Annotated in this window: 14 protein-coding genes; 6 read left to right on the top strand and 8 right to left on the bottom strand. The window is 73.2% G+C overall.

The window, feature by feature from the left end; all coding sequences use genetic code 11:
• Positions 1–32: 32 nt before the first annotated feature.
• A complete protein-coding gene (locus F0L17_RS20210) occupies positions 33–2,129 on the bottom strand; it encodes an amino acid permease (protein WP_162466478.1) in 2,097 nt (698 codons plus the stop codon).
• Between the two features lie 249 nt (positions 2,130–2,378).
• Here F0L17_RS20210 and F0L17_RS20205 point away from each other — a divergent pair, with 249 nt between their 5' ends.
• Positions 2,379–4,001: an SDR family oxidoreductase gene (locus F0L17_RS20205; RefSeq protein ID WP_238420747.1), complete on the top strand. Its 1,623-nt coding sequence runs from the start codon at positions 2,379–2,381 to the stop codon at positions 3,999–4,001.
• Here F0L17_RS20205 and F0L17_RS20200 read toward each other — a convergent pair.
• The gene (locus tag F0L17_RS20200) at positions 3,889–4,407 is read right to left on the bottom strand and encodes a MarR family winged helix-turn-helix transcriptional regulator (protein WP_338018151.1); all 519 of its coding nucleotides are present in this window, start codon (positions 4,405–4,407) and stop codon (positions 3,889–3,891) included. The genes F0L17_RS20205 and F0L17_RS20200 overlap by 113 nt on opposite strands.
• Positions 4,408–4,505: 98 nt before the next feature.
• Here F0L17_RS20200 and F0L17_RS20195 point away from each other — a divergent pair, with 98 nt between their 5' ends.
• The 4 genes from F0L17_RS20195 (at position 4,506) to F0L17_RS20185 (ending at position 8,246) form a co-directional block, all read left to right on the top strand.
• The gene (locus F0L17_RS20195) at positions 4,506–6,662 is read left to right on the top strand and encodes an MMPL family transporter (RefSeq protein WP_155072157.1); all 2,157 of its coding nucleotides are present in this window, start codon (positions 4,506–4,508) and stop codon (positions 6,660–6,662) included.
• Between the two features lie 110 nt (positions 6,663–6,772).
• On the top strand, positions 6,773–7,441 hold the full coding sequence (locus F0L17_RS20190; protein WP_155072156.1) for a potassium channel family protein: 669 nt from the start codon (positions 6,773–6,775) through the stop codon (positions 7,439–7,441).
• Positions 7,438–7,572, top strand: coding sequence for a hypothetical protein (locus F0L17_RS28105; protein WP_274389100.1), 135 nt, complete (start codon positions 7,438–7,440; stop codon positions 7,570–7,572). Before F0L17_RS20190 ends, F0L17_RS28105 begins: the two co-directional genes overlap by 4 nt.
• Complete coding sequence (locus F0L17_RS20185; protein WP_162466477.1) at positions 7,569–8,246, top strand: NAD-binding protein; 678 nt, start codon at positions 7,569–7,571, stop codon at positions 8,244–8,246. The genes F0L17_RS28105 and F0L17_RS20185 overlap by 4 nt, the downstream gene beginning before the upstream one ends.
• Before the next feature lie 91 nt (positions 8,247–8,337).
• Here F0L17_RS20185 and F0L17_RS20180 read toward each other — a convergent pair whose 3' ends face one another.
• The 6 genes from F0L17_RS20180 to F0L17_RS20155 all read right to left on the bottom strand — a co-directional run bounded on the left by F0L17_RS20180 (position 8,338) and on the right by F0L17_RS20155 (position 12,496).
• Positions 8,338–9,111: a DUF3159 domain-containing protein gene (locus F0L17_RS20180; protein ID WP_420802437.1), complete on the bottom strand. Its 774-nt coding sequence runs from the start codon at positions 9,109–9,111 to the stop codon at positions 8,338–8,340.
• Between the two features lie 3 nt (positions 9,112–9,114).
• Positions 9,115–9,525 carry an OB-fold nucleic acid binding domain-containing protein gene (locus F0L17_RS20175; protein WP_155072155.1) on the bottom strand — a complete coding sequence of 137 codons (411 nt, stop codon included), beginning with the start codon at positions 9,523–9,525 and terminating at the stop codon, positions 9,115–9,117.
• Between the two features lie 147 nt (positions 9,526–9,672).
• Positions 9,673–10,383 (bottom strand): ABC transporter ATP-binding protein, encoded by a 711-nt coding sequence (locus tag F0L17_RS20170; RefSeq protein WP_155072154.1) that lies wholly within the window; start codon positions 10,381–10,383, stop codon positions 9,673–9,675.
• A gap of 181 nt (positions 10,384–10,564) precedes the next feature.
• Positions 10,565–11,353, bottom strand: a complete 789-nt coding sequence (locus F0L17_RS20165) for a DUF3710 domain-containing protein (protein ID WP_162466476.1) — start codon at positions 11,351–11,353, stop codon at positions 10,565–10,567.
• Position 11,354: 1 nt separating this feature from the next.
• The gene (dut, locus tag F0L17_RS20160) at positions 11,355–11,915 is read right to left on the bottom strand and encodes a dUTP diphosphatase (protein ID WP_338018150.1); all 561 of its coding nucleotides are present in this window, start codon (positions 11,913–11,915) and stop codon (positions 11,355–11,357) included.
• Positions 11,912–12,496, bottom strand: coding sequence for a hotdog domain-containing protein (locus F0L17_RS20155; RefSeq protein ID WP_162466475.1), 585 nt, complete (start codon positions 12,494–12,496; stop codon positions 11,912–11,914). Before F0L17_RS20155 ends, dut begins: the two co-directional genes overlap by 4 nt.
• Before the next feature lie 58 nt (positions 12,497–12,554).
• On the opposite strand from F0L17_RS20155, the gene F0L17_RS20150 reads away from it, so the two are divergent.
• Positions 12,555–13,010: a DUF3093 domain-containing protein gene (locus tag F0L17_RS20150; RefSeq protein ID WP_155072152.1), complete on the top strand. Its 456-nt coding sequence runs from the start codon at positions 12,555–12,557 to the stop codon at positions 13,008–13,010.
• Positions 13,011–13,051 lie beyond the last annotated feature (41 nt).

Here is a 13,051-nt window from a genome sequence, read left to right as displayed (position 1 = left end):
CGGCAGCCGTCCAGCCTACCGGACCCGCCAGGTCACTCCGCGCGCTCGTCGCCCGCCCTGTCCCGTCCTCCGGGGCCGGTGGTTCCGGTGGGTCCGGTGGGGCCGGTGGGGCCGACGGACCCGCGCCGCACCGCGCCGGGCGCGCTCCACTCCGAGCGCCTGCGCGCCCTCAGCCGGGCCCGCTCGGAGGACTCCAACTGGTAGGGCACGGAGGTCACCATCACCCCGGGTGTGAACAGCAGTCGCCCCTTCAGGCGCAGGGCGCTCTGGTTGTGCAGGAGCTGCTCGTACCAGTGGCCGACGACGTACTCGGGGATGTAGACGCTGATCACGGCGCGCGGATTGCTGCGGCGCAGGCCCTTGACGTACTCCACGACCGGGCGGGTGACCTCCCGGTAGGGGGAGTCGAGGGTCTTGAGGGGGACGTCGAGGTCGCGCCGGTTCCACTCCTCGCGCAGGGCTCGGGTCTCCTCGGGGTCGACGTTGACGCTGAGGGCCTCCAGGACGTCGGAGCGGACCAGTTTGGCGTAGGCCAGCGCCCGCAGCGTCGGCTTGTGGATCTTGGAGACGAGGACGATGGAGTGCACCCGTGAGGGGCGGGCCATCTCCTCCCGTTCGGCCTCGCGCGGCAGCGCCAGTTCCTCGGCCACCCGGTCGTAGTGACGACGGATGGCGGTCATCATCGCGTAGAAGACGGCCATGCCGATGAGAGCGACCCAGGCGCCGTGGGCGAACTTGGTGATCAGCACCACGACCAGCACCAGTCCGGTGAAGAAGGCCCCGAAGGCGTTGATCACACGGGCGCGGAGCATCCTGCGCCGGGCGGCGGGGTCCCTCTCCTCGGCCAGGTGGCGGTTCCAGTGCCGCACCATGCCGGTCTGGCTGAGGGTGAAGGAGACGAAGACCCCGACGATGTAGAGCTGGATCAGTCGGGTGGAGTCGGAGTCGTACGCGTAGACCAGGGCCCCCGCGAAGACCGCCAGCAACACGATGCCGTTGGAGAAGGCCAGCCGGTCGCCGCGGGTGTGGAGCTGGCGGGGCAGGTAGCGGTCCTGGGCGAGGATCGAGCCGAGGACGGGGAAGCCGTTGTAGGCGGTGTTGGCGGCCAGGAAGAGCACCAGGGCGGTGATGGCGGCCAAGAAGAGGAAGGGCACGGATCCGTCGCCGAAGACCGCCGCGGAGACCTGGGCGATGACCGGGTCCTGGTGGTAGTCGGGTCCGGCGGGCCGTCCGTCGATGAGGATGTCCTTGGCCGGGGTCTCGGACATCTTCACGTCGGTGGCCAGTGCCAGGGCGATGATGCCGCAGAACATGGTGACGGCCAGGCCGCCCATCAGGGCCAGCGTGGTGGCGGCGTTGCGGCTCTTGGGGCGCCGGAAGGCGGGGACGCCGTTGCTGATGGCCTCCACGCCGGTGAGGGCGGCACAGCCGGAGGAGAAGGCCCGCAGCAGCAGGAAGATCAGGGCGAATCCGGCCAGGTCGCCCTGTTCGGCCAGGACCTGGTAGTCGGCGCTGGGTGCCTTCATGGTGTCGCCCAGGACGAACCAGCGGAAGGCGCCCCAGGCGATCGTGCCGAGGACGGCGAGGACGAAGAGGTAGGTGGGGACGGCGAAGACGGTGCCGGACTCGCGGACGCCGCGCAGGTTCATCACGGTCAGCAGCGCGATGATCGACAGGGCCACGCCGACCTTGTTCTCGGAGACGAACGGGATCGCCGAGCCGAGGTTGTCCACGCCCGCGGCGACCGACACCGCCACCGTCAGCACGTAGTCCACCAGCAGCGCACCGGCGACCGCGCGTCCGGCGCGGGGGCCGAGGTTGACGGTGGCGACCTCGTAGTCGCCTCCCCCGGAGGGGTAGGCGCGGACGTTCTGCCGGTACGACGCCACCACCGTAATCATGAGCACGACAATCGCCAGAGTGATCCACGGACCGAAGTGGAACGCCGAGAACCCCGCGATCGACAGCACCATCAGCACTTCGCCCGGTGCGTAGGCGACCGAGGACAGGGGGTCGGAGGCGAAGACGGGGAGGGCGATGCGCTTGGGGAGGAGGGTCTCGGCGAGCCGGTCGCTCCGCAGCGCACTGCCGATCAGAATCCGTTTGGACACGTCGGTCAGCTTGGACACGCAGAGGATCGTAAGCCTCCCCCCGCCGTGTCACCCAACCGTCGCCGGGTGGAGTGCCACAGGTCACCGTGGGACGGCCGGCGCGGCCCGCCGCACGGGGTGCGGCGGGCGGGCGGACGACCGAGCATGGTCGTATGGGCGCAGAGGACGGGACGTGACGTGAACCGGCACACGGGCACGGAGGAGCGCGGCGAGGACCGCGAGGACCGCGAGGACCGGGGAGCGGCCCCCCACCGGCCGCCGCGGTGCCTGGTCACCGGGGCGACCGGCTACATCGGCGGCCGGCTGGTGCCCGAGCTGCTGGCGGCCGGTCACACCGTGCGCTGCATGGCCCGCACCCCCGGCAAGCTGCGCGACCACCCCTGGGCCGACCGGGTCGAGGTGGTCCGCGGCGACGTGACGGACGCCTCCTCGGTGCGCGCCGCCCTGGAGGGGGTGGACGTCGCCTACTACCTGGTGCACTCCATGGGCGGCGGGCTCGGGTTCGAGGACACCGACCGCGAGGCCGCCCGGACCTTCGGCGAGGGGGCGCGGGCCGCCGGAGTGGGCCGGATCGTGTACCTGGGCGGGCTGACCCCGCCCGGCGTGCCCGAGGAGGAGCTCTCACCGCACCTGCGCTCCCGGGCGGAGGTGGGGCGTCTGCTGCTGGAGTCCGGGGTGCCGACGGCCGTGCTGCGGGCGGCGGTGGTGATCGGCTCGGGCTCGGCGTCCTTCGAGATCCTGCGCTACCTGACCGAGCGGCTGCCGGTGATGATCACCCCCACCTGGGTGCGCACCCGGCTCCAGCCGATCGCCGTCCGCGACGTGCTGCGCCTGCTGGTGGGCTGCGCCACGCTGCCCGCGGAGGTGAACCGGACCTTCGACATCGGCGGCCCGGAGGTCCTGACGTACCACGAGATGATGCGGCGCTACGCCGCGGTGGCCGGGCTGCCGAAGCGGCTCATCGTCCCGGTGCCGGTGCTCTCGCCGCGGCTGTCGAGCCACTGGATCGGGTTGGTCACCCCGGTGCCGGCCGCGATCGCCCGGCCGCTGACGGAGTCGCTGCGGCACGAGGTGGTCTGCGCCGAGCACGACATCACCCGGTACGTGCCCGACCCGCCCGGCGGTCCGGTGGGCCTGGACCGGGCCCTGCGGCTGGCCCTGAAGCGGATCAAGGACGCGGAGGTGGCCACCCGCTGGTCCTCCGCTTCGGTGCCCGGCGCGCCCAGCGACCCGCTGCCCACCGATCCCGACTGGGCGGGCGGCAGCCTCTACACCGACGTGCGCGAGCGCGAGGTGAACGCTCCGCCCGAGGCGCTGTGGCGCGTGGTGGAGGGCATCGGCGGCGAGCACGGCTGGTACTCCTCCCCCCTGGCCTGGGCGGTCCGCGGCCGGCTGGACCGGCTGGTCGGCGGGGTGGGACTGACCCGGGGGCGACGGGACGCGGAGCGGCTGCGGGCGGGCGACTCGCTGGACTTCTGGCGGGTGGAGGAGATCGAGCCGGGCCGGCTGCTGCGGCTGCGGGCCGAGATGCGGCTGCCGGGCCTGGCCTGGCTGGAGCTGACGGTCGAGCGCGGGCCCGCGGGACGGTCCGTCTACCGGCAGCGGGCGCTGTTCCATCCGCACGGCCTGTCGGGTCAGGCGTACTGGTGGGGCGTTTCGCCGTTCCACGCGGTGGTATTCGGGGGCATGGCGCGCAACATCGCCTCGGCCGCCGAGGCGACGGGATCGACCTCGGCCGCCGAGGCGACGGGATCGACCTCGGCCACAGGCGGACCGGCTACGGCCCCGTCGGTCGGGGCGGGTCCCCGTCGGGGTGGTGACGCGGCGCGGCCAGCTCCTCGTTCATGGCTGCCAGGAAGGCCGCGACGACGCGGAGTTCGGCGTCGCTGAAGCGCCGCCGGACGGCCTCGGTGGCCTGCGCGAGGGGACGGAAGTACTCGCGGGCCACCTCCCGGCCCCGAGGGGCGTAGTGGAGGTGGACGATCCTGCGGTCGTTCGAGTCCCGGGCGCGACGGATGTGCCCGGCGCGCTCCAGCCTGTCCAGGCACGCGGTGACCGCGCCGGAGGTGAGCCGGAGCCGTTCGCGCAGCATGCCGGGGGTGACCGGCCCGTCGTCCCCCGCGTCCAGGATCTCCGCCAGGGCCTGCACGTCGGTGGGGTGGAGCCCCTGGGCCTGGGCGAAGTCGTGCGTCGCGCGGCCGAACTCGCCGTTCATCCGGCGCAGCAGCACGGCGAAGGTCTGGAGTCCGGTGGGGTCCTTCGCCGCCTCGCCCACGGGGTCGTCCGATGCGCTCACTCCCCCACGATATACAGTCTCGATCACAGAGATTCTCGATCATAAAGATTTCTGCCCGCCCGGATGGGGCCGCGCCCCCCGTCAGACCAGGGAAGTCCATGACATCCACACCACGTTTCCTCCGGTGGCTGGTGCCCGCCGCACTGATCGTCGTCTGGCTTGCGGTCGGCGGCGCCTTCGGCTCGTACGCGGGGAAGCTCGGCGAGGTGGCCGCCAACGACCAGGCGTCCTTCCTGCCCGAGAACGCCGAGTCGACGAGGGTCACCGAACAACGGAAGGCGTTCCAGGAGGCCGAGACCGTCCCCGCCATCGTCGTGTGGGAGTCCGAGGGCGGAAGGCTCGACGAGACCCGGCGCGAGCAGGCCGACGCCGTCCTGGCCGAACTGGCCGGCGTCGAGGGCGTGGAGGGCCGCCCCTCCCCCGCCGTGCCCTCCGAGGACGGCGAGGCCCTGCGGGCCGTGCTCCAGCTCTCCCCCGACCTCGACGAGGAGTTCCCCGAAGTGGTCGACTCCCTGCGCGAGACCGCGGGGAAGGTCGAGGGCACCTCCGCCCACATCGCCGGACCGGCCGCCACCCAGGCCGACCTCTCCGAGGCGTTCGCCGGGATCGACGGACTGCTGCTGGCCGTCGCGCTGAGCGTGGTGCTGCTGATCCTGCTGCTGGTCTACCGCAGTGTGCTGCTGCCGCTGGTCATCATCCTCGGCTCCGTCTTCGCCCTGGCCCTGGCCTGCGCGATCGTCTACTTCCTGGCCCGGGAGGACGTGGTACGGGTCGACGGCCAGGTGCAGGGCATCCTGTTCATCCTGGTCATCGGCGCCGCCACCGACTACGGACTGCTGCTGTCCGCCCGGTTCCGCGAGGAGTTCGCGCTGCGCGGCGACCGCTTCGCCGCCGGCCGGGCCGCGCTGCGCCGCTCCCTGGGGGCGATCACCGCCAGCGGCGCCACCGTCGCCCTCGCCCTGTTGGCGCTGCTCCTGAGCGACCTGCGCAACAACCGGGCCCTGGGGCCCGTGGGCGCCATCGGCATCGCCTGCGCCATGCTCGGCGCCCTGACCTTCCTGCCCGCCGCGCTCGTCGCGCTCGGCCGGGCCGCGTACTGGCCCGCCCGTCCCAAGCCGCCCGTGGACCCGACCGGGCCGGAGTCGGCCGGCGGGGTGTGGGGCCGGGTCGCCGCGCTGGTGGACCGCTCCCCACGCCGGGTGTGGGCGACCTCGGCGGTGTGCCTGGCGGTCGCCGCCGCCTTCTTCCCGACGCTCTCCTCCAAGGGGGTGCCGCTGAGCGAGACCTTCGTGGGGGGCGCGCCGTCCGTCACCGCCCAGGAGAAGCTGAGCGAGCACTTCCCCGGCGGCTCCGGGAACCCCGCGGTGATCATCGCCGACGCCGACCGCCTGGCACCGGTGGTCGCCGCCGCCTCGGACACCGAGGGCGTCGCCTCGGTCGCGCCCGTCACCGACTCGGGCCGCCCCGGCGGGGGCGAGCCCAGGGTCGTCGACGGCCGGGTGAGCATCCAGGCCACCCTGTCGGACGCGAGCGACTCCGACGCCGCCCTGCGGACCGTGGAGCGGCTGCGCGCGTCGGTGCACGCGGTGGACGGCGCGGACGCCCTGGTCGGCGGCTACACCGCCCAACAACTCGACACCCGGAACACCGCGCGCGAGGACCGGGCGCTGATCATCCCCGTGGTGCTGGCCGTCATCCTGGTGATCCTGGTCGGCCTGCTGCGCTCGCTGGTGATGCCGCTGCTCCTGGTGGCGACCGTCGCGCTGAACTTCCTCGCCACCCTGGGCGTCTCCGCGCTGGTCTTCGAGCACCTGTTCGGCTTCGGGGGAACCGACCCGTCGATCCCGCTGTACGGCTTCGTGTTCCTGGTCGCCCTGGGCGTGGACTACAACATCTTCCTGATGACCCGGGTCCGCGAGGAGACCCGGCGCCACGGCAACCGGTTGGGCGTGCTCAAGGGCCTGGTCGCCACCGGCGGCGTGATCACCTCCGCCGGGGTGGTGCTGGCCGCGACCTTCGCGGCGCTGGTGGTGATCCCGCTCTCCTTCCTGGCCCAGATCGCCTTCGTCGTCGCCTTCGGCGTGCTGCTGGACACCGTCGTCGTCCGTTCCCTGCTGGTCCCGGCCCTGGCCCGGGACATCGGCCCGACGGTGTGGTGGCCCAGCGCGCTCGGCCGGGACGGCGGCGGGGCGCGGACGCGACCCGAGGACGCCGAGCGGGACCGGAGCGGTCCCGTCGCGCCGGATGCCGGGTAGCGTTACGGCCGGAAGGCCACCTGGCAGGTGCCCCCGTCGGGGGCGGGAAGGATGATGCGCGATGCTGTCCCGGGGCGTAACGGCAGCGGAAGGTACGGGGTAGCGGCCTCATGCACATCGTCATCATGGGATGCGGGCGCGTGGGCGCCGCGCTCGCTCGGACCCTCGAACAGCGGGGCCACACCGTGGCCATCATCGACCGGGATCCCACGGCGTTCCGCCGGCTGGGTTCGGCCTTCGGCGGCCGCCGGGTGGAGGGGGTCGGCTTCGACCGGGACACCCTGCGCGAGGCGGGGATAGAGGAGGCCGGGGCCTTCGCCGCGGTCAGCAGCGGCGACAACTCCAACATCATCGCGGCCCGGGTGGCACGCGAGATGTTCGGTGTGGAGAACGTGGCGGCCCGCATCTACGACCCCCGCCGCGCCGAGGTCTACCAGCGCCTGGGCATCCCGACCGTCGCCACGGTCCGCTGGACGGCCGACCAGATGTTGCGGCGGCTCCTGCCCTCGGGGGCGGAGCCGCTGTGGCTGGACCCGACCGGCGGCGTCCAACTCGCCGAGGTGCAGGCGTCCGCCGCCTGGGTCGGGCACCGGGTGAGCCGGCTCCAGCAGGAGACGGGCACCCGGGTCGCCTTCATCACCAGGCTGGGCGAGGCGATGCTGCCCACCTCCGAGACGGTGCTCCAGGAGGGCGACCTGGTGCACGTGATGATGCGCTGCGACCAGGTCGGCGACGTGGAAGCGGTGTTCTCGCGGGGCCCGGAGGAGGAACGCCGGTGAACGGGGCACGCGCGGCCCGCGCGCCGCACATGACCACGACGTCCGCCTCCCCCCTCCTCCCCGTCCCACCGTGGGACGGAAGGGGCCCGGCGGACGGGGACGTCCACGAGGTTCACGAGGAGGCGCTGTGAGGGTCGCGATCGCCGGAGCGGGGGCGGTGGGGCGCTCCATCGCCGGTGAACTGCTGGAGAACGGCCACGAGGTGCTGTTGATCGACAAGTCGCCCGCGGCCATCTCGGTGGAGCAGGTGCCGCAGGCCGAGTGGCTGCTGGCCGACGCCTGCGAGATCACCTCGCTGGACGAGGCGGCGCTCCAGCGCTGCAACGTCGTGATCGCCGCGACCGGCGACGACAAGGTGAACCTCGTGGTGTCGCTGCTCGGCAAGACCGAGTACGGCGTGCCGCGGGTCGTGGCACGGGTGAACAACCCCAAGAACGAGTGGCTGTTCAACGAGTCCTGGGGCGTCGACGTGGCCGTCTCGACCCCACGCCTGATGTCCGCGCTGGTCGAGGAGGCGGTCAGCGTCGGCGACCTGGTGCGGCTGCTGCGCTTCAGCCAGGGCGACGCCAACCTGGTGGAGCTGACCCTGCCCCCGGGGTCCACCCTGGCCGGGACGCGGGTGGGCGACGTGCGGTGGCCCGAGGACACCTCGCTGGTCACGATAATCCGGGGCAGCCGGGTGCTGACGCCCGGCCCCGACGACTCCCTGGAGGCGGGCGACGAGCTGCTCTTCGTCGCCGCGCAGTCCCGCGAGCAGCAGCTGGAGGAGTTGCTGTCCAAGCGGCGCGAGCCGGACGACCTCTGAGGGCCGGCGCGACACGGGTGGGGCCCGGCCTACCGGCCGGGCCCCACCCGTGTCGCGCGCTCCGCCGTCCGCCGGGCGGACGCGGGAGGCGTCAGGGCTCCGTCCGTGCCGCGGCGTTCCCCCGCGCCTCCTCGCGCTCCCGCTCGGCGGCCTCCTCGGCCTCCATCTCGGCGATCACGTCGATCGGCGGCGGCGCCTTGGCCAGGAAGACGTAGGTCAGGTAGACGCACAGCAGCAACGGTGGGATGCCCAGCGCCACCTTCACCCAGCCGAGTTGGGTGACGTCCCCCCAGAAGTAGATGGGGAAGAGGATCGCCGACTTGCCCAGCAGGACCAGACCCCACGCCCAGGTGGCCTTGGTGTACGCCTTCAGTCGGCCGGGGTTGCGGGTGCGCCAGGAGAGGTTCTCGCGCATCAGCGGCCCGAGCAGCACTCCGATCAGCGGGAAGCGCAGCACCGCCGAGAGGCAGTAGGCGACTGCCAGGCCCAGGGTGTAGAGCATGCCGGGCAGGTAGAAGTTCTTGGCATCGCCCGACATCATCGCGAAGACGGCGCCGATGGCGACCCCGAAGACGCCGCTGAAGGCGTGCTTGAGGGTCTCGCGCCGCACCAGACGGGCCAGGGCGAGCAGCACGCTCAGGCCGAGGGCGGCGACGGCGGCCGTGTGCAGGTCCCGTCCGACCGTGTAGACCAGCACGAAGACCAGTCCGGGCACGGTGGTGTCCACCATGCCGCGCACCCCGCCGAACGCCTCCATCAGGGCCTTGTCCGTCACCGTCGGGGCGGACGTCCCGGACCCGGCTCCGCCCGCCGCTCCGCCTCGGGACTCGTCCCCGCCGTCGGCCGGCCTGTCGAGAGAGGTCACCCGCTACTCCTGTCCGCTGTCCTGCCCGATGGGGCGCAGCTCGTACTTGGGGTTGAACAGCACCGGATGACCCCGGTTCATCGCGATCCGTCCGGAGGCGATCATCCTGCGGCCCGGCTCTATGCCCGCGATGGAGCGGCGGCCCAGCCACACCACGTCCAGGGCCGCGGAGCCGTCGAACAGCTCCGCCTCCAGTGCGGGCACGCCGGCCCGGGGGCGCTGCGTCACCGTGCGCAGCGTACCGGTCACCTTGACGATCTGCCGGTCGCCGCAGTCGCAGATGCGGGTGCAGCCGCTCTCCTCGGTGTCCTGCCGCAGTTCGGCGGAGAGCAGGTCCTCCTGTGAGGAGGAAAGCCGTCCGAGGAGGCGCCGCAGTCGGCCGCTCTGCCTCTCGACTCGGGTAGCGCCACTCATGCGGCCAGCGTACCCGCGCCCGTCACCGGGGGTAATGCCCTTCGGCGCCGGGATCGGAGGATGTGGCGGAAGAGACGTCACGGGTCGCCTCCGTGCGCCCACCGCTTCCTTCCCGCGCCTCCCCGCGGGTCCGCCGTCCGCGGTGCCCTAGGGGGACGCGGGCAGCGGGCGGCGGTCCGGTCCGGTCCCGCGCAACAGCCCGTCGCGCAGTTCCAGCACGCGGTCGGCGCGGGCCAGCAGCCAGGGGTCGCGAGTGGCCACCAGGGCGGTGGTGCCCCGCCGGCGGACGGCGGTGTGGAGCAGTTCCGTCACGGCCCGCCCCTCATCGGGTTCGAGTTGTGCGGTGGGCTCGTCGACGACGAGGAGCACGGGGCGGACGGCCAGGGCACGGGCGAGCGCGACGCGCCGGCGCCGGTCGCCGCCGAGTTCGTCGGGCCGCCGCCCGGCCACGTCGGTGAGACCGACCTCGGCCAACAGGGCGCGCACCCGCTCGTCGCGCTCGTCCTCGGGCATGTTGCGCAGCCGCAGCGGCACACCGACGTTCTCGGCGACGGTGAGGACCGGCAGCAGCCCCGGGGAGGGGAAGACGACGCCGATGCGGTCGCGGCGCAGTCGGAGGCGTTCCTGCTCGCCCAGCCCGTCCAGCCGTACGCCGTCGACGGTGATCCGGCCGGAGACGGGGGTGTCCAGACCGCCGACGAGGCCGAGCAGGGTGGTACGACCGGCGCCGGGGCGCCCGGTGACGGCGACCAGTTCACCGCGCCGCACGGTCAGCGACAGACCGCGCAGTACGGGGGTGGCGTCCGGTCCGTGGCCGTGGGAGTGGTGCAGTTCCTCGACCTCGACCACGACACCCATCAGGCCTCCCCTTCCGGAGCGCTCCGGACGTCTTCGAGCCTAGCGCCCGTCGGGCGCCTCCGCCGGTGAACGGCCGCTCCGCTCCGTGTCCCGGCGCCCTCCGCCCTCCGGCGGCGCCGCAGACACAGAGCCCCGCCGCTTCCGGCGGCAGGGCTCGCGTCCGCTCCGTCCGTCCGACGTCTCAACGGACCTCGGTGATCTCCGGCCCCCGCTGGAGCTTGTCGATGCCCCCGGCGAACCGGGACCCTTCCTGGGCCTGGTCCTGCTGCACGCCGTCGGGCACCATCTGAGCGTCGTCGGGGAGCTTCAGGACGATCGGGTCGCGCGGGGCCATCGGGCCGTCGCCGCGTACCACGACCGTGTCGCGGAAGACCTGCTCCAGCAGCCCGGCGGCCTGCGGCTGGACCGCGCCCTGGCCGGAGATGACCCCGCGCAGGAACCAGCGGGGGCCGTCCACGCCGACGAAGCGCACGACCTGCATGCCGCCGTTGCCGTCCGGGAGGCGCACCGGTACCTGGGCGCGCAGCTCCCAGCCGAGCGGACCCTCGACCTCGTCGATGATGCCGCCCTTCTGCGTGATGCCCGAGGCGATCTCCTCGCGCACCTCGTCCCAGATGCCCTCGCGCTTGGGGGCGGCGAACGCCTGGAGCTGGATGGCGCTGTCCTTGAGGACGATGGTGGCGGCGACGATGGCGTCACCGGCGACCTCCACCCGCAGTTCCATGCCGGGTACCCCCGGCACGAACATCCCGCCCAGGTCGACGCGGCCCTCGCCGGGCGCGTGCAGCTCACTCACGTCCCAGGGGCCGTCCGGCCGGGGCGCCGGGGGCAGCTTCACCCGGTTCTGCGCGCCACCGGCATCGTCGGCGGACCCGTCCGACGCGTCGGTGTCCTCGTCGGAGCGTTCCGTCTCGAACTCGTCCGAGGCGCCCTCGGGCTCTACCTTCTTCTTGCGACGACGTCCGAACACGTCACTGTCCCTTCAGGTCGGCAGCCTCGTCGGCCGCGACCGCAGCGTAATGGTTGTGCTGTGCGGCACGCTCCCGTGCCGCACGATCCTGTGCGGCATGGCCGCCCGTGGAGCCGAAGCCCCCCGCCGCTCGCGCCGAGCCGGGCAGCTCCTCCACCTCGTGGAAGCGCACCCTCTCGACCTGCTGGACGACGAGCTGGGCGATGCGGTCGAACCGCTCGAACCGCACGCTCTCGCGCGGGTCCAGGTTGGCCACGATCACCCTGATCTCCCCACGGTACCCGGCATCGACGGTTCCGGGGGCGTTCACGAGGCAGACCCCGCAGCGGGCGGCCAGACCGGATCTCGGATGCACGAAGGCGGCGTACCCGTCGGGCAGCGCGATGGAAACCCCCGTGGGCAACACGACGCGTTCGCCGGGGGCGATTTCGGCCGCCTCGGTGGTGACCAGGTCGCAGCCCGCGTCGCCGGGATGGGCGTAGGAGGGGATCGGCACCTCGGGATCGAGGCGACGGATCAGCACGTCGACGGGGCGGCGCCCCGGGGGGATCGCGGCGCTCACGGGTTCACCTCGAAAGCCCGGGCACGGCGGACGGTGTCGGGATCGGCCATGGCCGCCTCGATCTCCTCCCGACGGCCGTGATCGACGAAGTGCTCGACCTTCACCTCGATGAAGAGCGCGTCGGCGCGCACCACCACCGGTCCGTCGGGGCCGCCGATGCGCCCGGTGCCGGTGCAGTAGATCTTGCGCCCGTGCCGGGCGGTGGCCCGCGCCGTCAGGTGCAGCACGGAGCCCACGGGCACGGGCCGGAGGAAGTCGGTCTCCAGCCGCCCGGTGACGGCGATGGTGTGCATCAGCCAGTTCAGGGACCCCAGCGTCTCGTCCAGGGCGGCGGCCAGCAGCCCGCCGTGGGCGAGACCGGGAGCTCCCTGGTGTTCGGGGCGGACGGTGAACTCGGCGGTGACACCGACCCCCTCGCCGGCCCGTGCCCGGATGTGCAGCCCGTGCCGCTGTTCGGCGCCGCAGCCGAAGCACTGCGCGTAGTGGGCGCCCAACGGCTCGCCGGGCGCGGGGGCGTCGGGGTGGCGCACCGGCCGGACGGCGTCCTTGGGCGGTGTCAGGGAAGTCTCGGTCGCACTCACGGTTGCCGACCTTACCGCCGGGTCGGGGACCCGGTCGCGGGCGTGCCAAGCTGATTCCATGCTTTCCCCTGGCGTGCTGTACGACGAGCGGCTCACGGCGCCCCGTTCCTGGTGGTTGATCACCGCCCTGTTCGGGGTCTGCACGGGCCTGGTCCTCTTCCCCCTGGGCGTTCTGCCCCTGCTGGGCGGTCTGGTGGTGGGCACGGCACTGGCCGCGGCGGCGGTCAGCTCCTACGGCTCGGCCCGCATCCGCGTACTGGCCGACTCCCTGGTCGCCGGGGACGCCCGGGTGCCGCTGGAGGCCCTGGGCGAGGTGCGGGTGCTGGACGCGGAGGAGGCGCTGGCCTGGCGCACCCATCGCGCCGATCCCCGCGCGTACATGCTGCTGCGCGGCTACGTGCCCACGGCGGTGCGCGTCGAGGTCGCCGATCCGCAGGACCCCACGCCGTACCTGTATCTGTCCACGCGGCGGCCCGCGGAACTGGCGGGCGTCCTGGAGACGGCCCGCCGGTAGGTCACGCCGCGTCGGGGTCGGAGCGGGACCGTGTCCGTCGC

Origin of the sequence: Streptomyces taklimakanensis (assembly GCF_009709575.1) — a bacterium.
In the GTDB taxonomy this organism is placed as follows: Bacteria; Actinomycetota; Actinomycetes; order Streptomycetales; family Streptomycetaceae; genus Streptomyces; species Streptomyces taklimakanensis.
Note: the sequence above shows the minus strand (reverse complement) of the source record. Positions and strands in the feature narration are given on the sequence as shown.

Bases quoted from the DNA above. Each gene is read 5' to 3' on its own strand.
- F0L17_RS20175 (WP_155072155.1), bottom strand. From the start codon at position 9,525: ATGAGTGGCGCTACCCGAGTCGAGAGGCAGAGCGGCCGACTGCGGCGC.
- F0L17_RS20150 (WP_155072152.1), top strand. From the start codon at position 12,555: ATGCTTTCCCCTGGCGTGCTGTACGACGAGCGGCTCACGGCGCCCCGT.
- F0L17_RS20170 (WP_155072154.1), bottom strand. From the start codon at position 10,383: ATGGGTGTCGTGGTCGAGGTCGAGGAACTGCACCACTCCCACGGCCAC.
- F0L17_RS20190 (WP_155072156.1), top strand. From the start codon at position 6,773: ATGCACATCGTCATCATGGGATGCGGGCGCGTGGGCGCCGCGCTCGCT.
- F0L17_RS20195 (WP_155072157.1), top strand. From the start codon at position 4,506: ATGACATCCACACCACGTTTCCTCCGGTGGCTGGTGCCCGCCGCACTG.